At 65.7% G+C, this 24,679-nt stretch carries 24 protein-coding genes and 1 pseudogene; 10 read left to right on the top strand and 15 right to left on the bottom strand.

Annotated features, from left to right (window positions below):
• Positions 1-15: 15 nt before the first annotated feature.
• On the bottom strand, positions 16-1,896 hold the full coding sequence (locus ACIGFL_RS20800) for a di-heme-cytochrome C peroxidase (RefSeq protein ID WP_397498420.1): 1,881 nt from the start codon (positions 1,894-1,896) through the stop codon (positions 16-18).
• Positions 1,897-2,123: 227 nt separating this feature from the next.
• Between ACIGFL_RS20800 and ACIGFL_RS20795 the strand changes: the two genes are divergently transcribed.
• On the top strand, positions 2,124-3,374 hold the full coding sequence (locus ACIGFL_RS20795; RefSeq protein ID WP_397498419.1) for a sigma-54-dependent transcriptional regulator: 1,251 nt from the start codon (positions 2,124-2,126) through the stop codon (positions 3,372-3,374).
• A gap of 71 nt (positions 3,375-3,445) precedes the next feature.
• Complete coding sequence (locus ACIGFL_RS20790; RefSeq protein WP_021443622.1) at positions 3,446-3,913, top strand: DUF3429 domain-containing protein; 468 nt, start codon at positions 3,446-3,448, stop codon at positions 3,911-3,913.
• On the opposite strand, the gene ACIGFL_RS20785 is transcribed toward ACIGFL_RS20790, so the two are convergent.
• From ACIGFL_RS20785 to ACIGFL_RS20765, 5 genes and pseudogenes are all read right to left on the bottom strand, one after another.
• Positions 3,881-4,432, bottom strand: coding sequence for an AAA family ATPase (locus tag ACIGFL_RS20785; RefSeq protein WP_397498418.1), 552 nt, complete (start codon positions 4,430-4,432; stop codon positions 3,881-3,883). The two genes, ACIGFL_RS20790 and ACIGFL_RS20785, sit on opposite strands and share 33 nt — an antisense overlap.
• Positions 4,429-4,998 (bottom strand): nicotinamide riboside transporter PnuC, encoded by a 570-nt coding sequence (gene pnuC, locus ACIGFL_RS20780; protein WP_397498417.1) that lies wholly within the window; start codon positions 4,996-4,998, stop codon positions 4,429-4,431. Before pnuC ends, ACIGFL_RS20785 begins: the two co-directional genes overlap by 4 nt.
• A 52-nt stretch (positions 4,999-5,050) precedes the next feature.
• A complete protein-coding gene (locus ACIGFL_RS20775; RefSeq protein WP_021443619.1) occupies positions 5,051-5,665 on the bottom strand; it encodes a hypothetical protein in 615 nt (204 codons plus the stop codon).
• 7 nt (positions 5,666-5,672) lie between these two features.
• Positions 5,673-6,407, bottom strand: coding sequence for a methyl-accepting chemotaxis protein (locus ACIGFL_RS20770; RefSeq protein WP_371921460.1), 735 nt, complete (start codon positions 6,405-6,407; stop codon positions 5,673-5,675).
• 123 nt (positions 6,408-6,530) lie between these two features.
• A pseudogene (locus ACIGFL_RS20765) lies at positions 6,531-7,217 on the bottom strand (cache domain-containing protein); the annotation flags it as partial.
• 349 nt (positions 7,218-7,566) lie between these two features.
• Between ACIGFL_RS20765 and ACIGFL_RS20760 the strand changes: the two are divergent.
• Positions 7,567-8,397 carry an undecaprenyl-diphosphate phosphatase gene (locus ACIGFL_RS20760; RefSeq protein ID WP_397498416.1) on the top strand — a complete coding sequence of 277 codons (831 nt, stop codon included), beginning with the start codon at positions 7,567-7,569 and terminating at the stop codon, positions 8,395-8,397.
• Positions 8,394-9,092 carry a DUF1294 domain-containing protein gene (locus tag ACIGFL_RS20755; RefSeq protein WP_397498415.1) on the top strand — a complete coding sequence of 233 codons (699 nt, stop codon included), beginning with the start codon at positions 8,394-8,396 and terminating at the stop codon, positions 9,090-9,092. The genes ACIGFL_RS20760 and ACIGFL_RS20755 overlap by 4 nt, the downstream gene beginning before the upstream one ends.
• Here the strand turns inward: ACIGFL_RS20755 and ACIGFL_RS20750 are convergent.
• Positions 9,072-9,431 carry an MmcQ/YjbR family DNA-binding protein gene (locus tag ACIGFL_RS20750; RefSeq protein WP_122107948.1) on the bottom strand — a complete coding sequence of 120 codons (360 nt, stop codon included), beginning with the start codon at positions 9,429-9,431 and terminating at the stop codon, positions 9,072-9,074. The genes ACIGFL_RS20755 and ACIGFL_RS20750 overlap by 21 nt on opposite strands.
• A gap of 67 nt (positions 9,432-9,498) precedes the next feature.
• Here ACIGFL_RS20750 and ACIGFL_RS20745 point away from each other — a divergent pair, with 67 nt between their 5' ends.
• Complete coding sequence (locus tag ACIGFL_RS20745) at positions 9,499-10,005, top strand: DUF1993 family protein (protein WP_397498414.1); 507 nt, start codon at positions 9,499-9,501, stop codon at positions 10,003-10,005.
• 130 nt (positions 10,006-10,135) lie between these two features.
• Here the strand turns inward: ACIGFL_RS20745 and ACIGFL_RS20740 are convergent, their stop codons facing one another.
• From ACIGFL_RS20740 to ACIGFL_RS20725, 4 genes are all read right to left on the bottom strand, one after another.
• Positions 10,136-11,536, bottom strand: coding sequence for an efflux transporter outer membrane subunit (locus ACIGFL_RS20740; RefSeq protein ID WP_397498413.1), 1,401 nt, complete (start codon positions 11,534-11,536; stop codon positions 10,136-10,138).
• Complete coding sequence (locus ACIGFL_RS20735) at positions 11,533-14,715, bottom strand: efflux RND transporter permease subunit (RefSeq protein WP_397498412.1); 3,183 nt, start codon at positions 14,713-14,715, stop codon at positions 11,533-11,535. The genes ACIGFL_RS20740 and ACIGFL_RS20735 overlap by 4 nt, the downstream gene beginning before the upstream one ends.
• Positions 14,716-14,785: 70 nt before the next feature.
• Positions 14,786-16,024: a multidrug efflux RND transporter periplasmic adaptor subunit MexE gene (gene mexE / locus ACIGFL_RS20730; protein ID WP_397498411.1), complete on the bottom strand. Its 1,239-nt coding sequence runs from the start codon at positions 16,022-16,024 to the stop codon at positions 14,786-14,788.
• 186 nt (positions 16,025-16,210) lie between these two features.
• On the bottom strand, positions 16,211-17,125 hold the full coding sequence (locus ACIGFL_RS20725) for a LysR substrate-binding domain-containing protein (protein WP_021446223.1): 915 nt from the start codon (positions 17,123-17,125) through the stop codon (positions 16,211-16,213).
• Between the two features lie 229 nt (positions 17,126-17,354).
• On the opposite strand from ACIGFL_RS20725, the gene ACIGFL_RS20720 reads away from it, so the two are divergent.
• Together ACIGFL_RS20720 and ACIGFL_RS20715 are read left to right on the top strand one after the other, a co-directional pair.
• Complete coding sequence (locus tag ACIGFL_RS20720) at positions 17,355-18,377, top strand: zinc-dependent alcohol dehydrogenase family protein (RefSeq protein ID WP_397498410.1); 1,023 nt, start codon at positions 17,355-17,357, stop codon at positions 18,375-18,377.
• A gap of 56 nt (positions 18,378-18,433) precedes the next feature.
• A complete protein-coding gene (locus tag ACIGFL_RS20715) occupies positions 18,434-19,327 on the top strand; it encodes a chemotaxis protein CheV (RefSeq protein WP_397498409.1) in 894 nt (297 codons plus the stop codon).
• 60 nt (positions 19,328-19,387) lie between these two features.
• Here the strand turns inward: ACIGFL_RS20715 and ACIGFL_RS20710 are convergent, their stop codons facing one another.
• The 4 genes from ACIGFL_RS20710 to ACIGFL_RS20695 form a co-directional block, all read right to left on the bottom strand.
• On the bottom strand, positions 19,388-20,641 hold the full coding sequence (locus tag ACIGFL_RS20710; RefSeq protein WP_397498408.1) for an OprD family porin: 1,254 nt from the start codon (positions 20,639-20,641) through the stop codon (positions 19,388-19,390).
• A 617-nt stretch (positions 20,642-21,258) separates the two neighbouring features.
• Complete coding sequence (locus tag ACIGFL_RS20705) at positions 21,259-21,846, bottom strand: hypothetical protein (protein ID WP_397498407.1); 588 nt, start codon at positions 21,844-21,846, stop codon at positions 21,259-21,261.
• Positions 21,847-22,258: 412 nt separating this feature from the next.
• A complete protein-coding gene (locus tag ACIGFL_RS20700) occupies positions 22,259-22,459 on the bottom strand; it encodes a hypothetical protein (RefSeq protein WP_397498406.1) in 201 nt (66 codons plus the stop codon).
• The gene (locus tag ACIGFL_RS20695) at positions 22,459-22,638 is read right to left on the bottom strand and encodes a hypothetical protein (RefSeq protein WP_397498405.1); all 180 of its coding nucleotides are present in this window, start codon (positions 22,636-22,638) and stop codon (positions 22,459-22,461) included. The genes ACIGFL_RS20700 and ACIGFL_RS20695 overlap by 1 nt, the downstream gene beginning before the upstream one ends.
• A 123-nt stretch (positions 22,639-22,761) precedes the next feature.
• Here ACIGFL_RS20695 and ACIGFL_RS20690 point away from each other — a divergent pair, with 123 nt between their 5' ends.
• The 3 genes from ACIGFL_RS20690 (at position 22,762) to ACIGFL_RS20680 (ending at position 24,663) form a co-directional block, all read left to right on the top strand.
• Positions 22,762-23,892 carry a phage/plasmid replication protein gene (locus tag ACIGFL_RS20690; protein WP_397498404.1) on the top strand — a complete coding sequence of 377 codons (1,131 nt, stop codon included), beginning with the start codon at positions 22,762-22,764 and terminating at the stop codon, positions 23,890-23,892.
• 97 nt (positions 23,893-23,989) lie between these two features.
• On the top strand, positions 23,990-24,295 hold the full coding sequence (locus tag ACIGFL_RS20685; RefSeq protein WP_397498403.1) for a hypothetical protein: 306 nt from the start codon (positions 23,990-23,992) through the stop codon (positions 24,293-24,295).
• On the top strand, positions 24,292-24,663 hold the full coding sequence (locus ACIGFL_RS20680; RefSeq protein WP_397498402.1) for a hypothetical protein: 372 nt from the start codon (positions 24,292-24,294) through the stop codon (positions 24,661-24,663). Before ACIGFL_RS20685 ends, ACIGFL_RS20680 begins: the two co-directional genes overlap by 4 nt.
• The last annotated feature ends 16 nt before the right edge of the window (positions 24,664-24,679 follow it).

The raw sequence follows: 24,679 nt of genomic DNA, 5'->3' as shown, positions 1-24,679 counted from the left end.
TTCCTTCAGTCGGGTTCAGTTCAGGCCCGCGCACTCGGGCCCCGGTGTCCAGGCCTTGGCCGGCACGTTGCTGAGCTGGCTTTCCAGTTCGGCGTTGCCGAGCACCTTGAGGTACTCGATCAGCGCCAGGCGTTCCTCCGGCGCCAGGGCGCGACCGATCACGCCCTGCTGGCGGCAGCCGTCGCGGAACTCGTGGCCGCCGTTGCCGTTGCCGGTGATGCGGGTGTCGAACAGGAAACCGCCGGGGAAAGGTTCGCTGCGGTAGCCGACGCGCACCGGGTCGAACTCGAAGTTGCCGACCCAGAACTGCGTCTGCCGTTCGTACACCGGCGACAGCAGCTCGAACAGGTTGGCCACCGAGCCGTTGTGCAGGAAGGGCGGGGTGGCCCAGATGCCGTCCAGCGGACGGGCCTTGTAGCCGCGCTTCTCCTGCACGCCGATGGACAGCCCATAGCCGTCCATGCGCCAGCGCTGGCGCGGGGAGATGCCGGCGTCCTGATAGGCGCGGTTTTCCACGTAGGCGGTGATATAGGCCAGGCCCTTGGCGCTGGAGATGCGTTTGAAGTCGACCTCGTCGAGGCTGGCGCCGAACAGCTGGACGTCCAGCCGCGACAGCTCGGCCTTGGTCCAGCCCAGGCGGCTGATGTCGAAGCGGTGGTCGGCGATGTTGTCGGCGGTGGTCGGGTCGGTGCCGACGATGGCAGTCGGCACGATGCGCATCTTCCATTCCGGGTCGCGCGCCGGCGCCAGGCGCTGGTCGCGCGGCTTCGGATCGGGGGCGTGGCAGTAGGCGCAGTTTTCCGTGTACAGCGCCTTGCCGCGACTGGCCAGCGGCAGGTCGAGCTGACCGAAGACGGCCTGCGGCCACTTCGGCGGCTGCAGTTTCTTCAGGGTTTCTTCCAGGGTATGCAGGTCGTGCAGGCGCACGCTGGAGGCATAGCGCTCGGCCTCGGCGACGCCGCGGCCTTGCTCGTCGAGCAGGTGCAGGCTGGCGCCGACGCCGAGGGCCTCACCGACGTTGCGCGCCATAGGCTGCATCGCCGAGCCGTTCCACTGCACCCAGTCGAACTTCCAGATGTCCCACAGCTGCGGGTAGCTCACCGGGGCATTGGCGATGCGGTAGTTGGCCTCGTCGAGGGCGTCACCGAACACGGTATTGGCGATGCGGCCGAAGGCATCGGTGCGGCCGAAGCCTTCCTCGGTGGGATACAGGCCGCGGTGCCAGTCGTTCTTCGCCGTGGCCAGCAGGCGATCGAGCACCTGCTTGAGGTCCTTGCGCAGTTCGTCGCGCCCCTGCGGGTACTGCTCGCCGAGCACTTCGCGGGCGAAGCGGCGGAACTTCAGCGGGTTGTAGTAGGTGAAGGCCATGCTCATGCCCAGGGCCTGGCCGAAGCCGCCGCCGCGCAGGGTCGGCACGGTGGAGGCCAGCGAGTGCAGGGCGGCGCCGCCGTCGATGCGCACCGCCTGGCCCTGGTAACGCAGCTCGCCGGTGTGGCAGGCGGCGCAGCTGATGTCGAGGAAGTGCTCGCCGCTGTCGTCGTCCTGGTGGCGGGCGAAACCCACCGGCAGGTTGCCGGGGTTGAGGGGCGTGGCGCGCTGGTTCGGGTCGGTGAGAAAACCGAAGCGGGCGAGGTATTCGGGGCGGGCGAACTTGGCGCTGCCGAAGGGCATTTCCAGGGCACTGAACCAGTCGTAGCGCAGGCCTTTTACCGTAGTGCCCTGGGGTGTGTAGTAGTAGGTCTGACGTTCCTCGTCGCTCCATTGCTCGAGGTAATGCAGCCGGCTGGGTTGTTCGAAGGTCGGCAGGTTGGGGTTGGCGATGTAGTAAAGCACCACCGCCAGGCCGATCAGCGCCAGCAACAGGATGAGTTTCAGGGTACGACGGAGCAGACGCATCAGAGACTTCCTTGTGGCGTTCTTATTAATGGGCTTGTTATGCCAATACCGCAGGCGCTTGGCAAGTTGCCATCTTGACGGCTAAGAGAAGTTCGCCATAACCAGCCAGAACAAGTGATATAGAGAAATGTTCCAAGCGGCGTCAAAGTTCTTGCTAGCGTTACAGCTATGTGCGCCAAATCATTGTTTTTATTGGGATTACAAAATAATGGCGCCAAGGATGGGATATGTTGGAGGCTGTATCCGTCGCATCCCGCCAGTTACTGGTGATCGACCCCTGTGACGAGTGCGAACGCCTGCTGCCGCGTGTGCAGGCCGCCGGCTGGGCACTGCGCCGCTGTCGCCTGGACGAGTGCGACAGCCTGCACGGCGATGTCGTGCTGATCCGCCTGGGCGAGGCGCTGCTGCTACAGCCGCAGGGACTGCTTGCGCTGTTGCGGCGCAGCGCCGCCAGTTGCGTCGCCTTGCTCGATGGGCCGAGCCTGGCGCGGAGCGAGGTCGCCGAGCTGATCGGCGAATGGTTCTTCGCCGCCCATGCGCTGCCGTGCGAGGCCGAGGTGCTGCTCGAGTCGCTGGCGCAGGCGCAGGCCACCACGCGCCTGCGCAGCCTGCAGGGCGAGCGCCACCCCCGTCAGTTTCTCGGCAACAGCAGTCAGACCCGCGCACTGCGCAAACAGATCGAGCGCTGCGCCGGGCTGGAGGCGCCGCTGTTGCTCACTGGCGAACGCGGCAGCGGCAAGGCCCTGCTGGCGCGCCTGTTGCACGAGCGCTCGGCGCGCGCCGGCAAGCTCTATCTGCGTTTCGACTGTGCCGCGCCGCCCGCCGCACAGCTCGAGGCCCGTTTGTTCGGCGAAGGAGGCGCCCTGGCTGCAGCGGCGGGCGGCACCCTGGTGCTGGAGGGCGTCGCCGCGCTCGACGGCGCCGGGCAGCGCCGCTTGCTGCAGCATCTGCAGGCGCATCCGGGCCTGCACCTGCTGACCATCAGCCGCGGCGAGCTGGAGGAGGCGGTGCGCCAGGGCCGCTTGCGCGACGACCTGTACCGCCTACTGGCCAGCCAGCAGCTGCAGACCACGCCGCTGCGCGAGCACCGCGGCGACCTGCTGCTGCTGGCCGAGTATTTCGCCAAGGTCTATGGCGCGGTCATCGGTCGGCGCCATCGGCGGTTCAGCGACGAGGCGATCGACGCCATGGCCGAGCACCTGTGGCCGGGCAACGTGCGCGAGCTGTGCAATCGGGTGGTGCGCGCCCTGGTGCTGGCGCAGGGGCGGCAGATTCTCGCCCGCGATCTCGGCCTGGAGCCGGGGCAGGAGCAGAGCGCGGCGGTCGCCACCCTGGCCGACTACATCCTGCGCGCCGAGCGCCAGGCGCTCAACGACGTGCTGGCACGCTACGCCAACAATATGAGCCAGGCGGCGCGCAGCCTGGGTATTTCCCGCCCGACTTTCTATCGGTTGCTGCACAAGCACCGCCTGCGCTGACCCGCCGCGGCTGTATCGCTGGCGAAACACTGCTAAGGTGCAGGGCGCACCATCTTGCCAAGGAGATCGCCATGCACCCGTTCGACGCCGAGAAACCGCCGCAACTGGCCATGCTGCTGGGCTATGCCGGGCTGGTGCCCTTCGTCAGCGGAGCCTTGGGGATCTGGGTGATCCCGCTGGGCTGGCGGCCCTTCGTGCTGGCGGCGCTGCTGGATTTTGCCGCGGTGATCCTCGCCTTCATGGGCGCGATCCACTGGGGCCTGGCGATGCGCGCGGAGGAGACCGACGAGAATGCCCAACTGCAACTGGGCCTGTCGGTGATTCCGCCTTTGCTCGGCTGGGCCGCGCTGGCCAGCGGTCTGCCCATGGCCCTGGCGCTGCCGATCTTCCTCTTGGCCTTCATCGGCCTCTATCTGGCCGACTTGCACGCGGTCAAGGTGGGGCTGGCGCCGCAGTGGTACCCGGCGCTGCGCACGCCGTTGACCCTGGTGGTCTGCGCCAGCCTGCTACTGGCCTGGGCCAGCGTGCTGATCCGCTGAGTCCAGCAGCGCCTCGACCCGTTCCAGCGCGGTCTGGCGGCGTTGCGGCCAATCGCCGGACAGCTCGCAGAATGGCTGGCGGTTGTCCACCAGCCACTGTCGGCAGGCGCGCTGGAAGGCCAAGCGCTCGGCCAGCTGCGGCTGGCAGCGTTGGCCGTCGTCGACCCAGGGCACGCCCTGCGGGTCGAGCAGCAGGTGCATGTCGTAGCGGCGCGCGCGCAGTTCGTGTTCCAGCCACGGCGGGCAGTCTCCGAACAGGCAGCGGCTCCACAGCAGGTTGCTCAGCAGGTGGGTGTCGAGGATCAGCAGCGCCGGGCGTTCGGCCCGCGCGGCATCCTCCCAGGCCAGTTGGCCGCGGGCGATGGCCGGGATATCGGCGTAACAGGTGTCGCGCCGCTCCCGCTCGATGAAATGGCGCACGTACTCGCCCACCACCAGGCCGCCGAAGCGCGCCTGGATCTCGGTCGCCAACCAGCTCTTGCCGCTGGATTCGGGGCCGGTCAACACCAGTACCTTCATGCGCTGGCTCGCAGCGCCGTGGCGTGACGCCAGCTCAGCCAGCCGCTGACAGCCAGCGCGGTGAAGGCGGCGTACAGGCCGGCGGTCAGGTACAGCGCGCTGTGCAGGAAGAAGGCGACATAGCACAGGTCCACGACTATCCACAGCGCCCAGCACTGCAGACGCTTCTGCGCCATCCACAACTGGGCGATCAGGCTGAAGGCGGTGAGCGTGGCGTCCAGCCAGGGCGAACTGGCGTCGGTGTGGGTGGCCATCAGGTAGCCGAGCAGCAGGGCGCCGCCGGCTCCGGCGCTCAGTCCCGCGGCCAGGCCGGAAACACTGAGGCTGCTGACCTGGCGCCCGTCGTGATGCTCGCCGCCGCGGGTCCATTGCCACCAGCCGTACAGCTGCAGGCCGGCGAACAGCAGCTGCAGCAGCAGATTGGAATACAGCCGCCAGTCGAAGAACAGCCAGGCATAGAGCAGCACCATGACCAGGCCGATGGGCCAGCACCAGGGGTTTTGTCGTACCGTCAGCCAGACCGCGACGATGCCGAGACCGGCGGCGATGAGTTCGAGCCAGGACATCCAAGCTACTCGGGAGGGAAAGGGGGAGCGATTGTAGCGATCCGCCCGGCGTTCAGCACGCCAGGGTGTCGGCCAGGCGATAGAGCATCAGCAGCTTGCGGGTGATGGTCTGCTGGATGTCCTCGCGTTCGAAGCTGGACAGCCGCGGCAGGCGCGCCAGTTGCAGGCGGTGCAGGTGGATATAGGGCATCTGCTGATCGAATTCGCGCAGATCGCCCTTGATCAGCACCGGCAGGAACACATCGCCGACCTTCTTCTGGTTGCTGATGATCTGCGCCAGCGCCGGCTTGAAGGCCATGGTCTTGGGCGCCGGGCCGCCGTCCTTGAGCTGGGTGCCGAGCAGCAGGCCGGGTTTGCCCAGCACCTGGCCCGGCAGCACGCACAGGCCGGTCTTGCGTATGGCCTGGCTGTCGATGCCGTGCAGGGTGTCGTGGAAGGCGTAGGGGTTGGGCAGCACCACCATCTTGCGCCCGAGGTCGCTGGGGAAATGCAGGCTGTAGTTGGTGTACAGCTGGCCCACCGACTCGGAGTAGACGCACAGGCGGTTCTCGAACAGCTTGATGAAGCGCTCGGCCAGCTCGCGGCGGCCCATGCTGTCCAGGTCCCAGATCAGGTCCTGGTTCTGCGGCCGACTGAAGTCGACCTCCTGATGCTCCATGTTGCTCATGCTTGCCTCATACGCGGAACTGTCCCAGCAGGCGGCCCAACTGGTCGGCCAGCTGCTTCAGGTGCTGGCTGGCGGCGCTGGACTGCTCGGCGGCCGCGGCGGTGTTGTGCGCCAGGCCGGCGGTCTGGGTGACGTTCTGGTTGATGTCTTCCACCACGTGCGACTGCTCCAGGGTGGCGCTGGCGATCGAGGCGTTGAGCCCGGTCAGGTTGCGTAGCGATTGTGCGATCTGCGCCAGGCTTTGACCAGCCTGGCTGGCCTGTTCCACGGTCAGTTGTGAGGCGCGGCTGCTTTCGTGGATGACCTTGACCGCCGCCTCGGAGTTGCCCTGCAGACGTTCGATCATGCCCTGGATTTCCGCCGTCGACTGCTGGGTGCGCTGCGCCAGCAGGCGCACCTCGTCGGCTACCACGGCGAAGCCGCGGCCCTGTTCGCCGGCCCGCGCCGCCTCGATGGCGGCGTTGAGTGCGAGCAGGTTGGTCTGCTCGGCGATCGAGCGGATCACCTCGAGCACGCTGCCGATCTGCGTGCTTTCGCTGGCCAGCGACTGGATCACCGCCACCGCCTTGTCGATGGTGGCCGATAGCTGGTCGATCTGGCGCAGGCTGGCCTCGATGTTCTGCTGGCCCTGAATGGCCTGTTCCTCGGCGGCGTGCACCTCGCTGGAGGCGTGCTCGGCGTTCTTCGCCACGTCCTGTACGCCGTAGGTCACCTGGTTGACCGCTGTGGCCACCAGCTCCATCTGCTGCGCCTGCTGCTGGCTGTGCTGCTGCGCCTCGCTGGAAATGTCGCCGAGCGAGCGCGCGGCCTGATCCAGCGAGCCGGCCGAGTCGAGCAGCTGGCGGATGACGCCGCGCAGCTTGTCGGTGAAGGCGTTGAAATGGCTGGCCAGGGCGGTCAGCTCATCGCGCCCGTGGGTATCGAGGTTGCGCGTCAGGTCGCCTTCGCCGCTGGCGATATTGGCCATGGCGTCCACCGCGGCCTGCAGCGGCTGGGCGATGCTGCGGGCGATCAGCAACACCAGGGCGGCGAGCATCAGGGTGATCAGCAGACCGATGCCCAGGGCGCGCAGGGCCTGTTCCTTGAACACCGCCTGGACGTCGTCGACATAGACGCCGGAGCCGATGATCCAGCCCCAGGGCTGGAACAGTTCGACATAGGAAATCTTCGGCACCGGCTCGCTGGCGCCCGGCTTGGGCCAGCGGTAGTCGACCTGGCCGGCGCCCTGGCTGCGGGTGACGGCCACCATCTCGTTGAACAGCGCCTTGCCGTCCGGATCCTTGAAACCGGAGAGGTTCTGCCCCTCCAGCTTGGGGTTGGTCGGGTGCATGATCATCACCGGAGTCTGGTCGTTGATCCAGAAGTACTCCTGGCCGGCGTAGCGCAGCCCGCGGATCAGCTCCATGGCCTGTTTCTGCGCGTCTTCGCGGCTCAGGCTGCCGGCGCTCTCCAGGCCGTGGTAGTGCTTGAGGATGCCGGCGGCGCTCTGCACCACGTGCTCGGTCTTTTCCGCCTTGCCGGCATACAGGTCGAGATTGATCTGGCGCAGCATATAGGCGCCGAGCAGGATCAGGGTCAGGATGGCCAGCGCCAGGATCAGCCACAGGCGCCGGCTGATGGGAAGACTACGTAAGCTGTTCATGGACGAGTTCCTGATTCTTGTTGTTGTCGGGCCCGAAGCGGCCTGGCCGGGCGGCGCGAACTGCCGGTCACGGCGAGGCATTCTTTACTCTAGTTGTCTGATAGCATTTCGGCCGCTCGGCGCAGAACCTGAGTTTGCATCGGGCTAGAGGAGACGGGGAACCTCTGGGGCGCCTCCGTGTCCCAGCGCACGGCACAGCGTTCGACTGTGCCGGCCTATTTACTTGTGCGGCGTTCGCCGCGATTTCTGGGGGAATTCGATGGACTTCTGGGCGGCCATGCAGGCCTTGATTCTGGGCATAGTGGAAGGGCTGACCGAGTTCCTGCCGATTTCCAGTACCGGACACCTGATCGTGGTCGGCGACCTGCTGGACTTCAACGGCGAGACCGCCACCGCGTTCAAGATCATCATCCAGTTGGGCGCCATCCTCGCGGTGATGTGGGAGTTTCGCCAGAGGATCTTCGACGTGGTGCGCGGGCTGCCGAGCGAGCCGCAGGCGCAACGCTTCACCTTCAACCTGCTGCTGGCCTTCATTCCGGCGGTGATCCTCGGTCTGGCCTTCGCCGATCTCATCGAGCACTGGCTGTTCAACCCCATCACCGTGGCCACTGCCTTGATAGTAGGCGGCATCGTGATGATCTGGGCAGAGAAGCGCGAGCACGAGATCAAGGCCGAAACGGTCGACGACATGACCTGGAGCCTGGCCCTCAAGGTCGGCTTCGCCCAGTGCCTGGCGCTGATTCCCGGCACTTCCCGCTCCGGCGCCACCATCATCGGTGGACTGGTGTTCGGCCTGTCACGCAAGGCGGCCACCGAGTTTTCCTTCTTCCTGGCCATGCCGACCATGGTCGCCGCGACCGTCTACTCCCTGTTCAAGTATCGCGACATCCTGCAACTGAGCGACCTGCCCACCTTTGCCATTGGCTTCGTCACCACCTTTATCGTGGCGATGTTCACCGTGCGGGCATTGCTCAAGTTCATCGCCAACCACAGCTACGCTCTGTTCGCCTGGTACCGCATTGGCTTCGGTCTGCTGATCCTCGCCACCTGGCAACTGCAACTGATCGACTGGAGCACCGCGCAGGGATGATGGCCAAGGAGCGCGCGGGGCGCCTCACCAGCTGGAACGACGACAAGGGCTTCGGCTTTATCCAGCCGCAGGGCGGCGGCGCCAAGGTGTTCGCGCATATTTCGGCGATGCGCGGTGAGCGGCGCCCGCAAGTCGGCGACAGCCTGTTCTATGTCGAGGGGCGCGATACCCGCGGCCGGCCGCGGGCCGAGCATATGCGCCTGGCGGGCTCACCGAGTCTGGACCGGCCGGCGATCCGCCGCCAACCCAGGGCGCCGCGCCAGCCTGCAGGGGCGCGGGAGGCGCGCGGCGCGACTAACGGCGTTCGCAATCCGGGGCTGAAGCTCGCGCTGTTCGCCGCGCTCTGCGCGCTGCCGCTACTGGGGGCTTTGCAGCTGCTCGGCGCCGGGCTGCCGTGGGTGTTGCCGCTGTATCTGGCGGCCAGTCTGCTCGGCTTGCTGCTGTACTGGCTGGATAAACGCAGCGCCCAGGGCGGCGGCCGGCGTACCCCGGAAAACACCCTGCACCTGGTGGAGCTGGCTGGCGGCTGGCCCGGTGCGCTGCTCGCGCAACAGTTCCTGCGCCACAAGACGCGCAAGGCTTCCTACCAGACGGTTTTCTGGCTGATCGTCGCCGCTCATCAGGCGTTCTGGCTCGATTGGCTGCTGCTCGATGGCGCCTATATCGCCCGCCATTTACCGCTGTTCGTCCAGTAGCAGCCCCGGCTGCAGGCGCTTGGCCAGCTTGCGCACCACCAACTGGTGCGAGCGGGTGAGCAATCGCCGCAGTTCAGCTTCGCCCAGCGGCGGCTGCCGCCCGCTCATGCTGATCCAGTGTGCCCGCGCCAGGTACGGGGCCGGGCGGATGCCGGGGCGGTCGACGAAGCCGAGGAACAGGTCGCCGTCCACCTTGAACGCCAGGTCTTCGCCGAGAAAATCGAGGATGGCGAACATCTTGTTGCCGGCCACCGAAAATACCCGGTTGCGGCCCCACTTGAGGTCTTCGCGGACGCCGGGCAGGGCCAGACAGAAGGCGGCGATCTGATCGGAGGTCATTTCCGGCTCCAGGGCGATTGGCGGAGGACTAAGCTGGCAAGTCTATCCACCCACCTGGGAGTGCACCATGTCGCTGTCCATGTACCACGCTTCGATTCCGGTTTTCCTGCGCATGCTCGGCAATCTTGCGGCGATTCTCGACAAGGCCGAGCAGCATGCCCACGACCACAAGATCGCCGCCGAGGTGCTGCTGAGCGCCCGCCTGGCGCCGGACATGTACCCGCTGACCCGCCAAGTGCAGATCGCCAGCGACGCGGTCAAGGGCTGTGCGGCGCGCCTGGCGGGGATCGAGGTGCCCAGCTTCGCCGACACCGAGAGTAGCTTCGCCGAGCTGCAGGCGCGCATCGGCAAGACCTGCGACTTTCTGCGCAGCGTCAGCCCGCAGCAGCTCGATGGCAGCGAAAGCCGCGCCGTCAGCCTGAGTTTTCCCGGCCTGGAACTGCGCTTCAGCGGTCAGGATTATCTGCTCAATTTCGTCCTGCCCAACTTCTATTTCCACCTCAGCATCGCCTACGCCATCCTGCGCCATAACGGCGTGCCGCTGGGCAAGATGGATTATCTCGGTCACCCCTGAGGCATCCTGTATCTGCAGTGGCGGCGCTCCCCACGGCCATGCCTTCATCGGCAAAAAAAGCCCCAGGGTAAGGAGCCAACACCCTGGGGCCGGAGCGACTGGCGGTTGCCGGTCGGGAGAGAGGAAAGCGTCAGGCCTGTGGTTGCCAGCCGCCGCCGAGCGCCTTGTAGATGGCGACTATGCCGCTGTACAGCTCGACCTCGGCCAGCGCCTGGGCGTCTTCGGCGGCCAGGCGTTCGCGTTCGGCGTCCAGCAGCACGAGGAAATCCACCGTGCCTTCGCGGTAGCGGATCGCCGCCTGTTCGGCGGCGGCGCGGCTGGCCTCGGCCTGGCGCAGCAGCGAGAGCAGGCGCTGCTGACGCTTGGCGTAGTCGCTGAAGGCGTTTTCCGATTCTTCCAGGGCCAGCAGCACCTGCTGCTCGTACTGCGCCAGGGCGCCGTCGGCGTCGGCCTCGGCGCCGCGCAGGCGGGCGCGCACGCTGCCCAGGTCGAACGCCGCCCAGCTGATGCTCGGCGCCACGCCCCAGGCGCGTGCGGCCGAGGAGCCCAGCTGCGAGCCGCGCCCGGCGGTAAAACCGAGGAAACCGGACAGGCTGACCCGCGGGAACAGATCCGCGGTGGCCACGCCGATCTGCGCCGTGGCCGCGGCCAGCTGGCGTTCGGCGGCCTGCACGTCGGGACGGCGGCGCAGCAGCTCGCCCGGATCGCCGATCGGCAGGGCCTTGGCGATGGCCGGCAGCGGCCGGGCCGACAGGTCCACCTCCAGCTGCTCCGGACGCTGGCCGAGCAGGGTGGCGATGCGGTTCTGTGCGCGCACCTGTTCGGCCTGCAGCTGCGGCAGGCTGGCCTCGGTGGCGGCCAGGCGGGCGTCGGCGCGCAGCACGTCCAGCTCGCTGCCGACGCCGGCGTCGCGCAGCTGCTCGGTGATGGCCCGCGAGTCCTGCTGGTTCTTCAGATTCTCGCGGGCGATGTGCTCGCGCAGCTGGGCGCCGCGCAGGGTGCCGTAGGCATCCACCAGCTCGGCGATCAGGCTCACCTGCAGCTGGTAGTAGTCGGCCTCGGCCACCTCGATCTGCGCTTCGCTGGCCTCCAGCTGGCGCTGGATGCGGCCGAACAGGTCGAGTTCCCAGGCCATGTCCAGGCCCAGGTCGTAGCGTTCCTGACGGATGCGCTGCTCGCTGGTGGGCGGCTGCTGGGCCTTGCCGAACTCGCCGCTGGCGCGGCTGGTGACGGTGGGCAAGCGGTCGTTGGCGACATCGTCGCGGATCGCCCGCGCCGCGCGCAGGCGGCTGAAGGCCACGCGCAGCTCGCGGTTGTCCGCCAGCGAGCGCTGCACCAGGCGGTTCAGCGTCGGGTCGTCGAACTGCTGCCACCAGGCGGCCTCGAAACGGGTGCGGTCGTAGTCGCCGGCCTCCAGCGCGTCGAGGCGCGCCGGTTCGGTCTGCGGCGCGCGGTAATCCGGGCCGACCGCGCAGGCGCTGACCGCCAGGGCCAGCAGGCTGATCTTCAGGGCATTGGCAACGCGCTTCATGCGTGCACCTCGTGGGCAGCGGCTTGGGCTTTGCGCGCCTGGCGTTTCTCGACGAAGGCGCGGATCAGCACGTAGAACACCGGGGTCAGCAGCAGACCGAAGAAGGTCACGCCGATCATCCCGCTAAATACCGCCACGCCCATGGCATGGCGCATCTCGGCGCCGGCGCCAGAGGACAGCACCAGCGGTACCACGCCCATGATGAAGGCGATCGAGGTCATCAGGATCGGCCGCAGACGCAGGCGGCAGGCTTCCAGCACCGCACTGATGCGATCCAGGCCTTCCTCCTGTTTCTCCTTGGCGAACTCGACGATGAGGATGGCGTTCTTGCACGCCAGGCCCACCAGTACGATCAGGCCGATCTGGGTGAAGATGTTGTTGTCGCCGCCGGCCAGGATCACCCCGGTGATGGCGGAGAACAGCACCGTCGGCACGATCAGGATCACCGCCAGCGGCAGGCTCCAGCTCTCGTACTGGGCGGCCAGCACCAGGAAGACCAGCAGCACGCAGAGCGGGAAGATGAAGATCGCGCTGTTGCCGGCGAGGATCTGCTGATAGGTCAGCTCGGTCCACTCGAAGGTCATGCCGTTGGGCAGTTCTTCTTTCAGCAGCTTGGCGATCGCCGCCTCGGCCTGGCCGGAGCTGTAGCCGGGCGCCGCCGCGCCGTTGATCTCGGCGGTGAGGAAGCCGTTGTAGTGCATCACCCGGTCGGGGCCGGCGCTGTTCTCCACCTTGACGAAGGTGGACAGCGGCACCATTTCCCCGCGGTTGTTGCGCACCTTGAGCTGGCCGATCTGCTCCGGCTCCAGGCGGAACTGCTGGTCAGCCTGGACGTTGACCTGGTAGGTGCGGCCGAAGCGGTTGAAGTCGTTGGCGTACAGCGAGCCCAGATACACCTGCATGGTGTCGAAGATGTCGCTGATGGCCACGCCGTGGGTCTTGGCCTTCTCGCGGTCGATGTTGGCATCGATCTGCGGCACGTTGACCTGGTAGCTGGTGAACACCGACATGGGGTTGAGCTCCGGCAACTGGCGCGCCTTGCCCAGGATGTTCTGGGTCTGCGCGTACAGCTCCTCGTAGCCCAGGCTGCCGCGGTCCTGGATTTGCAGGCGGAAGCCACCGATGGTGCCGAGACCCTGCACGGGCGGCGGCGGGAAGATGGCGATGTAGGCGTCCTGGATTTCGGCGAACTGGGCGTTGAGCTCGGCGGCGATGGCGTTGGCCGACATCGACGGGTCACTGCGCTCGTCGAACGGCTTGAGCGGGGTGAAGACGATGCCGCTGTTGGGGCTGTTGGTGAAGCCGTTGATCGACAGACCGGGGAAGGCCACGGTGTTCTCCACGCCCGGGTGCTTGCCGGCTATCTCCGACATGCGCTTGATCACCGCTTCGGTGCGGTCCAGGGTGGCGGCGTCCGGCAACTGGGCGAAGGCCACCAGGTACTGCTTGTCCTGCTGCGGCACGAAGCCCGTGGGCGTCGTCGAAAAGCCCAGGTAGCCCAGCCCCAGCAGGCCGGCGTAGAGGAACATGGCCACGCCGCTGGTGCGCAGTACGCGCTGCACGGTGCCGACATAGCCGTGGCTGGCGCGGTCGAAGAAGCGGTTGAAGGGGGTGAATAGCCAGGCGCCGAACAGCTTGTCGAGCAGGCGCGAGAAGCCGTCCTTGGGCGCATCATGGCTCCTCAGCAGGGCGGCGGCCAGCGCCGGCGACAGGGTCAGCGAGTTGAACGCCGAGATCACCGTGGAGATGGCGATGGTCAGCGCGAACTGCTGGTAGAACTGCCCGGACAGCCCGGAGATGAAGGCGGTCGGCACGAACACCGCGCACAGCACCAGGGCGGTGGCGACGATGGGCCCGGTAACTTCCTTCATGGCTTGTTTGGTCGCCTCTACCGGCGTCTTGCCCAGGCCGATATTGCGCTCGACGTTCTCCACCACGACGATGGCGTCGTCCACCACGATGCCGATGGCCAGCACCAGGCCGAACAGCGACAGGGCGTTGAGCGAGAAGCCGAACATGTGCATCACGGCGAAGGTCCCGATCAAGGACACCGGCACGGCGGCCAGCGGGATGATCGAGGCGCGCCAGGTCTGCAGGAACAGGACCACCACCAGCACCACCAGCACGATGGCCTCAAGCAGGGTGTGCACCACCGCCTCGATGGAGCCGCGCACGAAGATGGTCGGGTCGTAGACGATCTCGTAGTCCACGCCCTGGGGGAAACTCTGCTTGAGCTCGGCCATGCGTGCCCGCACCGCATCGGAGATCTCGATGGCGTTGGAACCGGGGCGCTGGAACACCGGGATGGCTACCGCCGGCTTATTATTGAGCAGCGAGCGCAGGGCGTACTGGCTGGAACCCAGTTCGATGCGGGCGATGTCCTTGAGGCGGGTGATTTCGCCGTCTTCGCCGGCGCGGATGATGATGTTCTCGAACTCCTCCTCGTCGACCAGGCGGCCCTGGGTGTTGATCGACAGCTGGAAGCTGTTGCCGGCGTCTGAGGGCGGCGCGCCGAGCGAGCCGGCCGCCACCTGGCGGTTCTGCTCGCGAATGGCGCTCACCACGTCGGTGGCGGTGAGGCCCCGCGAGGCCACCTTGTTCGGGTCGAGCCACACGCGCAGCGAATAGTTGCCCAGGCCGAACAGCTGCACGTCGCCGACGCCGTCCAGCCGCGCCAGCTCGTCCTTGACGTTGAGCGCGGCGTAGTTGGACAGGTAGAGCATGTCGTAGCGGTCGTCCGGCGAGGTCAGGTGCACCACCATGGTCAGGTCGGGCGAGGCCTTGTCGACAGTCACGCCGAGGCGCTGCACCTCGGTGGGCAGGGTCGGCATGGTGCGGGTCACGCGGTTCTGCACCTGCACCTGGGCATTGTCCAGGTCGGTGCCGAGGGCGAAGGTGATGGTCAGGGTCAGCTTGCCGTCGGCGGTGGACTGCGACGACATGTAGAGCATGCCTTCCACGCCGGTGATCGCCTGCTCCAGCGGCGAGGCGACGGTCTCGCCGATCACCTTGGGGTTGGCGCCGGGGAAGTTGGCGCGCACCACCACGGTAGGCGGCACCACTTCCGGGTATTCGCTGATCGGCAGCTGGAACAGCGAGATGGCGCCGCCGATCAGGATGATCAGCGACAGCACCGCGGCGAAGATCGGCCGCAGCACGAAGAATTGCGAGAAATTCATGGGACTGTCCTCGGGCACGGGTGCGCCATGCGCCCCCTATGCAGGGAGCGCTGCGCGCACCAAGGCGTTATCAGCTGCGCGGCGTACCGGCGGCGTTGCTCTTGCTGGCCAGGCGCGGGGCCTGAGTGCCATCCACGGCCTGGCGCATCTGCGCCAGCTGGGCCAGGGTCGCGGGATCGGCCATGGGCACCGCCTGAGGATCGACGGTGGCGCCAGGCATGGCCCGCTGCAGGCCGTTGACCACTATCTTCTCGCCCTTGGCCAGGCCGCTGCGGACGATGCGCAGGCCCTCCAGCTTCGGCCCCAGCTCGATGGCGCGGTAGGCCACGGCGTTGTCCTCGCCGAGCACCAGGACGAACTTCTTGCCCAGGTCGGTGCCGACCGCCTCGTCCTTGATCAGCGCGGCGGGGTAGGCCGCACTGCCGACCAGTTTCAGCCGGGCGTAGAGGCCCGGGGTGAAGCGGCCATCGGCGTTGTCGAACACCGCACGACCGCGGATGGTGCCGGTGCGCGGGTTGACCTGGTTGTCGAGAAAGTCCAGCTGGCCCAGGTGCGGATGACCGTCTTCGCTGGACAGACCGAGGTACACCGGGCTGGCGCCGCGGGCGTCGCCGCCGGCCTGGCGGGCCAGCTCGAGGTACTTGAGGAACACTCGCTCGTCGGCGTCGAAGTAGGCGTAGACCTTGTCGGTGGAGACCACCGAAGTCAGCAGGCTCTCGCCGGCACCGACCAGGTTGCCTTCGGTGATCTCGGCGCGGCTGACGCGGCCGTCGATGGGCGCGGTGATGCGGGTGAAATCGAGGTTGAGGCGGGCGTTGTCCAGCTCCGCCTGGATCGCCGCGACCTGGGCCTGGGCCTCGGCGGCGGCGCTGGCGCGGGCGTCGGCCAGTTCGGCGGAGATGGCGTTGCTCTGGCGCAGACGTTCGCCGCGACGGGCTTCGCTGTTGGCTCGGGTCAGGTTGGCGCGGGCTTGCTGCAGCTGGGCTTCGAGGCGCTTGACCTCGGCCTGGAAGGGACGCGGGTCGATCTGAAACAGCAGGTCGCCTTTCTTCACCAGGCCGCCTTCGGCGAAGGCCACCTTGTCGATATAGCCGGACACCCGCGGGCGCACCTCGACCGACTGCGGTGCCTCGAGGCGGCCGGTGAACTCGTCCCACTCGTTGATCGGCTGCTCGATCACCTCGGCCACACTGACCTTGGGCGCCGGCAGCTGCTGCATGGCGTCCGGCGCCTGACCGCAGGCGCTGAGCACCAGGGTGGCGGCGAGCGCCAGGGGAAAAATCCAGATGTTCTTATGGGGCTGTTCCATGAGTGACTCCGCCAGTCGGATTTGTGAATGGGCGGAGTCTGCTGCGAGGGCTGGCCGACGACGAATCGAATGCCGCGAAGTTGAATATCAGCGGTAATGATGATTGGCAGCGCTCTATCGTCGAGGCTCGATGATGGTGCGCGAAGGCGTTGCGGCGCCCGTTATCGGTGCCTTTTCGCCTGGCGGCTACAGGCTGTCCGGATCGCCGCAGAACATCTGGATGCGCGAGCGCAGCCAGCGCTCGGCCGGGTCGTTGTCCTGGGCACCGCGCCAGGCCATGTGCAGCTCGAAGGACTGGGTCTGCAGCGGCAGCTCCTCGGCGCGCAGGCCACCGGCGGCGGTGAGCACGGCGGCGGTGTAGTCCGGCACGCTGGCGACTATGTCGGTGCCGGCGAGCAGCGTGCCTAGGCCGTTGAACTGCGGCACGGCCAGCACCACATGGCGCTTGCGGCCGATCCTCTCCAGTTCCTCGTCGATGAAGCCAGTGAGGTCGCCGGCGAACGACACCAGCGCATGCGGCCTGGCGCAGTAGTCGTCCAGGCTCAGCGCACCGGGCACGGCGTCGGCGCGCAGCAGGCGCGCCTTGCTGCGGCGCAGCACCTTGCGCTTGGCGTTGGCCGGCAGCTCCTCGGTGTAGGCGACGCCTACGGATATTTCGCCGGAGGCCAGCAGGCCCGGCATCAGCAGGTAGTTGGTGCGCCGCACCACCAGCACCACGCCCGGTGCCTCGGCGCGCAGACGGCGGAGCAGGGCCGGCAGCAGGGCGAATTCGACGTCGTCGGACAGGCCGACGCGAAACACCGCCTTGCTGGTGGCCGGGTCGAAGTCGGCGGCGCGGCTGACCGCGGTGGAGATCGAGTCCAGTGCCGGGGCGAGCAGGGCGAAGATTTCCTGGGCGCGCGGGGTCGGCTCCATGCTGCGCCCGGTACGCACGAACAGGGGGTCGTCGAACAGGCTGCGCAGGCGGGCGAGGGCGGCGCTGATCGCCGGCTGGCCGAGGAACAGCTTTTCCGCGGCGCGGGTCACGCTGCGCTCGTGCATCAGCGTCTCGAAGACGATCAGCAGGTTGAGGTCGAGGCGGCGCAGGTCGTTGCGGTTCATCCGGTTACCATCCGAGAGACCGGGCCTTGTCAGCACGGCGTGGCAAATGAGAGCCTTGCCGCGCAATAGTACGGGCAGTACGGGCGAGATTGAAAGGTGCCCGGCACGCTGTTGAATCACTGCCAGGCATGTGCACTATCGATGCCGGCGGGTGGTGCCAGCGGCGATCTGCGGATAGAGTCCACAGGCATTGAAGTGTTAATCCGTGATCGGAGCTCGAGGTATAGCGATGTCCCGCATGATCCGTTTCCATAAATTCGGCGATGCCGAGGTACTCCAGTACGAGGAAGTACCCACTCCTGTGCCGGGCCCCGGCGAGGTGCTGGTGCGCGTGCAGGCCGTGGGCCTGGGCTGGAAGGACGTGCTGTGGCGGCAGAATCTGGCTGCCGAGCAGGCGCAGTTGCCGGCCGGCATGGGCTTCGAACTGGCCGGTACGGTGGCTGCAGTGGGCGAGGGCGTCGACGACTTTCCGCTCGGCACCGCCGTGGCCGGTTTCCCCGCCAGCACGCCGAATCGCTACCCGACCTGGGGCGATCTGGTGCTGATGCCGCGCTACGCACTGACCCGTTATCCCGAGGTGCTCAGCCCGGTGGCTGCCAGCGTGCATTACACCGCACTGCTGTTCGGCTATTTCGCCCTGGTCGACCTGGCCCAGCTCAAACCCGGCCAGCACGTGCTGATCACCGAGGCCAGTCACTGCATGGCGCCGCAGACCGTGCAGCTGGCCAAGGCGCTCGGCGCCAAGGTCATCGCCGCCACCGGCTCGGCCGACGACCGCGAGTTCCTGCGCGGCCTGGGCGCCGACAAGGTGGTGGTCACCGAGGAACAGGACCTGGTGCTGGAAATCGAGCGCTACACCGAAGGCAAGGGCGTCGAGGTCATCCTCGACCAGTGCGCCGGGCCGCAGATGAAGCTGCTCGGCGACATCGCCGCGCCGCGCGGCAAGCTGATCCTCTACGGGGTCAACGGTGGCAACGACACCGCGTTTCCGGCCTGCGCCGCGTTCAAGAAGCACCTGCAGTTCTACCGGCACTGCGTGCTGGATTTCACCGGCCACCCGGAGCTGGGCATCGAGCCCAACGCCGAGGCGGTGCAGCGCGCGCTGCAGCACATCAACCAGATGACCGCCGACCGTTTGCTTACGCCGGTGATCGACAAGGTGTTCGCCTTCGAGGATTTCGTCGCGGCACACCACTATATGGAAACCTGTCCGAATCGTGGGCGGGTGGCCTTGGAACTGGCCGCGGATTAAAGTCCGCGGCCGTTCGGCCGCTATAACCTGCAGGTTTTCAGTCCAAGGATCCCTTCATGACCCTCGTCACCGGCGATGCCCTGTCGCTGCTGTTGTTCCGCCTGCACAGCGGCAGGCTGCTGGGCATCAACCTGCTCAAGGTCAACGAGATCATCCCCTGTCCGCCGCTGACCAAGCTGCCCAACCGCCATCCCAACGTGCGCGGCATCGCCACCTTGCGCGGCTCGGCGTTGACGGTGATCGACCTGGCTCGCGCCATCGGCGAACGCGGCGGCTCCAGCGAGGACGAGGGCTGTCTGATCGTCACCGAGTTGAGTCGCTCGCGCCAGGGTCTGCACGTCAAGAGCGTCGAGCGCATCGTGCAATGCTCGACCCGCGACGTACGGCCGCCACCTGCCGCCTCCGGCAGTCGCGCCTTCATCACCGGGGTGACCCAGATCGATGGCGCCATCGTGCAGATCCTCGATATCGAGAAGGTGTTGCACGACATCGCCCCGGCGCTGGACGATGCGCCGGTGGGGCAATTGCTCGAAGGCGACGACGGCCAGCTGTTGCAGGGCCGCCGCGTACTGATAGTCGACGACTCCCAGGTGGCCCTGCAGCAGACGGTCAATGTCCTGCGGCAGCTGGGCCTGGACTGCACCGCGGTGCGCAGCGCCCAGGCCGCGCTGCAAAAGCTGCAGGAGTATCGCCAGGCCGGCATGCCGTTCGAGCTGCTGGTTTCGGACATCGAGATGCCGGAGATGGACGGCTACAACCTGGTGCGGGAAATCCGCCGCAGTGCCGACATCGCCGACACCTACGTGCTGCTGCACACCTCGCTGGACAGCACCATGAACACCGAGAAAGCCAGGTCGGTGGGCGCCAACGCGGTGCTCACCAAGTTTTCCTCGGTCGACCTGAGCCAGGCCCTGCTCAACGCCTTTCGCCAGATCAGCGGCCAGCGCTAGGCCGCGTCTTCCTCTTCGCATTCCCTGCCCCGGCCCATCAAGGCCGGGGCAGGGCGCTGCTCAGAGAATGTTCAGCGGGTACTCGACGAAGGCGCGAATCTCGTTGAGATCCGGACCGACATCGGTGCTGGAGCGGTAGATGGAATTGCGCAGGCGCAGCGACAGGTCCTTGGCCGCACCGCTCTGCACGGTGTAGCTGACCTGGTTGAACAGCTCGCGCTCGGTGCCCTCGTTGTCGACGCCGGTGTCGATATTGTCGCCGCGTACGTAGGCGAGCTTGTAGCGCAACCCCGGAACACCATAGTCGCTGAAATCCAGCTCGTAGCTGGCCTGCCAGGAGCGCTCGTCCTTGCGGTTGAAGTCCGAGTAGTAGGAGTTGGCCAGGTAGATGCTCGCGCCACCGTCGCCGTAGTCGTAGGCGAAACCGGCATCGCCGCTGTTGCGCTGATGGGCGAGGATGAAGGCGTGGGCGCCGACGCTGTACTTGGCCGCCAGGCTCCAGATGCTGTTGCGATCGCCCTGGCCGTCGCCGCCGAAATCCAGCGCGGCGGTAGAGCCGTCGTCGTACTTGGTGCGGTAGAGGTTGAAGTCGAAATTCAGCGCCTGCTCGGCGGTCAGCGCCAGGTTGTAGTTGAGGTTGGCGTAATAGCGCTTGTACAGGTCCTCGATGTCGGAGTGGTACAGCGCCAGGCTCAGATCGTCGCTGACCGCGTAGCTGCCGCCGAGCACGTCGATGCTCTTGAGACGATTGGGATCGCGCGCCGGATCGCCCATCGGGCTGTCGGCGGTGAAGCGGCCGGCATTGAGTTCCAGGCCCTCGATCTCGTTGCTGGTGACCAGGGTGCCGGTGAAGGACTGCGGCAGCAGGCGGCTGTCGTCATGGGCCAGCACGGGCAGGGACGGGAACTGGTTGCCGTACTTGATCACGGTATCGGACAGGCGCAGCTTGACCGCGGCGCCGGCCTGAGACAGCTCGTCGACCGGGCGGCCCTCGCTGTCGGTGTCGAAGAAGGCGCGGTAGTTGCGCCCGCGGCCGCTGTCGAGTTTCACCCCCAGCAGGCCGAAGGCATCGACGCCGACCCCGACGGTGCCCTGGGTGAATCCCGACTCGAAGGTGGCGATGAAACCCTGGCCCCAGGACTTGGCGTCGTTGGTACGGTCCTTGTAGTCGCGGTTGAAGTAGGCGTTGCGCAGCAGCAGATCGAGGCTGGCATCTTCGACGAAGCCGTTCGATTGTGCCTGGCTGCTGGCATGAGCCAACGGCGTGCCGAGCGCGAGGCTGCATGCCAGCGCGAGACAGTGCTTGTTGTACATGGGGGCTCCCGGTGTCGGTGTTTTATGCGAGCAGGCCTGACAGCGAGGTCAGGCCCGGCCCAGAGGGGCCGCTAAGAGTTATCACCGGGCTGGCGAGCGGACCATTGACGCTGATCGATGATCACTATCGATTGCTTCGATAAGCCGAACGGGACGAACGGCGCTAGCCTGCACGCGATGAAGATTCCATGAGCCGCGCGTTCGGCGCGGCTCGCTGACTGCGCTTCATCTCCTTGGTTAAGACTTAGCAGCCGCCTGGGTTTCCAGTGCGGCTTTTTTAATGTGCATCCCTTCGTACATAACGGCTTATGTTAAGGTTCGCATAATATCCGTGACGTTACGTTTAATCGCGTCGGGACAATGCTGGTAAGCTCCCGGCGCGATTGAATGTAACGTCCATTATGCGATGCCAGTCCTCGACCTTCCTGAATATCTGTTACGTAACGCACGCCTCTACGCTCCAGGTCGTGACGATCTGGGCGCTGTCGCGCATGTGCTTGAGGACTATGGCCGGCTTGTCGGTGATGTTCGCCAGCTGCGCCGCCGGTTAGCGCAGATGGACGAGGAGGGCGCCGCCCTGGACGCCCGAGTATCAGCCCTGCAGGACGCCTGCCGGGCTATTTTGGAGCTTTGACCCTGTACAGATGCCCCATCGCCCCTGCCTGATCTGCCAACGCTATATTGGCCTCTGCGGCGGTATCGTATTTCGCGACCGTTCGCCACTGCCCCTTCGGCGACTGACGCTGAATCGCCCATTCTCTGATATCTACTGGCGGGTCGTCCCTGTGGCGTTTCTTGCGTGGATTACTGAGCTGCGCTTTGACGATGGCCAGCTCGTTGCCCATTGCGTCGGCGCGGGCCTCGGCCAGCTCTACGCGCTTCATCAGCTCATTATCGTTACGTTGCGCTAACTCTTCTGCCACTACCTGCCTGGCTCGCTCAGCTGCTCTTGCCAGCTTCTTCCATCGCTCTACTTCGGCCTCTGCTTTTTTGCAGCGCTCGCCTAGCTCCTGGGCAATCGCTACCACTTCTTCATAGGGCGCCTTGTGGCTGTCCGGTTTTTCGTTACGTTGCGCTTTTTGGCGCTCGCGGTAGAGGCGTTGACGCTCGGCATTGCTGAGTGCCTGCCCGGTAGCTGGACGGCCGCGCCCGCGCTTCGGCTCCAGGGGGAGGGATTGGGTTTGCTTGTCCAGGTGGTCGATCATGATCTCAGCTCCAGTGCGTTTCGCTATGGAGTAATTATAGTTACGTAACGATAAATAGGCTATCGTTACGTAACGATAATTCGACCGCTCGTCGGAATATCTGTTACGCCATTCCGTAACGTCAATTCGCGCGCCTCGCTCGCCTGGTCAAGTGCCGCCGCACCGGCTCGGCGGGCAGCGCTTCACCGCCCGCAGAACGGAGCGCCGGGCGAAGCGAACACTTGAACTTCCCTCGACCAGGAACAGCCTCTGCTCGTGAGTAGGGAGGGCGCTTTTCCCTCCCTGCTCCCGAGCCCTCGGCGGCGAGAGCGGGTTGTAGGGCAGCGCCCTACGACGTTTGCGGCACCCCTGGCGACGCCGGCTGAGGGGTGGGGGTGCTGTAACACCCCCACTTTGCCCCGGAATCCCGGGGTTATTTCATCTCGCACTTGCTTTCCAGCCCCGACAGAAGCATTTGATTCAGGGCCTCTTTCTCATCGGGATTTTTTGCCTTTCCTGCCACCAGCTGGATCAGCATTCCTGCCTTCCTGCATTCCTGCTCGGACGGGAATAGACCGATCTCCAGGGGCGCCATATCGCCCCCTGTTGCCCACAGCAGCAGGGCCCATTTCATCAGTCCTTCCCCTTGACCAGTCGCTGAAAGTCGTCCTCGTTGATCTCCTCCAGACCCTTGAGGATCAGCCAACGCAGCATCTGCGTTTCTTTCACTGATCGCTTGGTTGCGATGGTCGCTTTCACGGCTGCCTGCTCCACCTTCCGCCAGGTTTCGTCGTCGATGTGCTTGGTCGGCACTGCCAGTCTCCCGTCAATTTTCTGGTATCGGATTTTAGGCTTATTTTCTAAGGCCCTTGACAATGAGATTCTCAGAAACTAATTTCCGCTCGGAATCTAATTTCTTAGAAGTTGAGAAACGGAATGTTCTTCGATTGGATCAAGGCCTTTCAGGACTATGACTACGACCTCCCTCAGGTCGGCGATGTCATTACCCGACGCTTTGACGCTGAGACTGAGGCCCTCCTTTCGACGTCCGTTCCCGCCTTTTTCGCCGAAGGGAGCTACTGCACCACGTTTCGCATTCATGTTTGCGGCCGCCGAATCACAGTCGACGGCAACCCGTCCCGGATCAACCGCCTGGATAACGTGTTCGGCATCGACAGCCTCGACGGCTGTTTCCGCGTCATCAACGCGCTGCTTGCTGAGTATGGATTGCCGCCGCTGACACGATGCACCAGCGTCCAGCGTTTGCAGGACGGTTCGGCCATTGCCAATGGCGCCGTTCTCCAGCGCCTCGACCTGACCTCGAATTTCTACGTAGGGCAGGGCAACGAAAGGGCGTATATGCGCGCCATTTCCAGCCAGCGCTACCGCAACTCGATTGCGTATCTCTACCCGGACGGCAATACCTGCGTCTGGACTCCCAAGGGCGGCGAGAAGGCCGGCCGCTTGGTCTACCCGGGCAACTACGCGAAAGCCGCCGAGCTCGATGCTCACCTCTTGCCCAAGGTGAAGCGCTCTTACGGCGAAGACTCTGACGAATACCGGTACGTCCGGGACCTGCGCGACTGGTGCGCCTCTGTCGGCATGGTGCGCTCCGAAATCAAGTGTCGATCAGAGTTCTTGAAACGGGAGGGCCTCAGCTTCTGGGGCCTCTTTGACGAAACCAAGCTAGTGGAAATCCACAAGGGGTTCCTCATGGTCGGCAACCGATTGGAAGTGACCAACTACGACGAACTGACCATCGCGCAACAGCTGGTTGCCGAAGGCATCTGCAAAAACACCAAAGCGGCTTACACCACGTCGCAGTACGTGTCGCTCTGGCGCGCCGGCCAGACTTTCGACTTTAACAAGTCGGCTGTTCAGGAGCATCGCGCCCGGCTTCGTCGGCTGAATATCGACATCAAGGTGCCCTACGACCAGACCCGCCATGGGACGGTGTTCACGTTCACCCGCAACGTGCGCGAGGTTGAGGTCACCTTCGACCATCAGGTTCCTGCGTTTTACCGCCATGCGGTCGTGCCGCGCCATCTGCAACTGGTGGCCGCATGAGCGACATAACAGAAGTCCTGTTCGCCTTGTCTGTGGCCATTTTGTTGCTCGCCTGTGTTTCCGGCTTCACTTGGCTACTCGCCCCGCTGGTGCCCGCATGAAACGTGTATCCCATCAGGGAATGAGCCTTTCCGCCAGCCAGCGCCGCCGCCTGGAGCTTGAGCGCGCCATGCGTCCTGGTAACTACGCCGAGCCCGACTGGCCGGCCCTGCGCGAGCGCTTTCCGGTGCTCGTAGGCCCTCCAGCCCCGCGCCCCAAGCTCACCGCCCAGCAGGACGATAGCGCTTACTGGTCGATGGTCGATTCGTTCGAGAAATACGGTCGCCTCGTCACCGAGGAGTCCTTTACCGGCGCCCCGTTCTGTGGTGACCGATCCACTACGCAAGAGGAAAACCCCCAATGAAAATTCTGCGCGGCTTCGTCAAAGGTGTCGTCACCAAGGGCAGCGAGCAAAAGCCCTGGGCGCTCGTTGGTATCGAGTCCATCAGCCAGGATCGCGACGGTTTCGATCAGGTCCACCTGCACAAATTCATGGTCGCCGGCCAGCAGTTCAAGGACGGTCTCCATAACGCCTATCGCGCCCTGGAAGGCTCCGAGGTCTACGCGCCTTTCTCCGACGAAATCGACGAATACAACGGCAAGTCCCGTATTCGTTACAGCCTCGCCGGCATCCCGCTGCGCCTCCAGGAAGTTGCCCGCGAGCGACCTGCTGCTGTAGCTCCGTCCGCTCCCCAGCAGCAGGCCAAGCCTGCCGCCGCAGCGGCCAGCTAAGGGGAGGGCGCCGCCA

Origin of the sequence: Pseudomonas sp. NPDC077649 (assembly GCF_044542855.1) — a bacterium.
Taxonomy (GTDB): Bacteria; Pseudomonadota; Gammaproteobacteria; order Pseudomonadales; family Pseudomonadaceae; genus Aquipseudomonas.
Note: the sequence above shows the minus strand (reverse complement) of the source record. Positions and strands in the feature narration are given on the sequence as shown.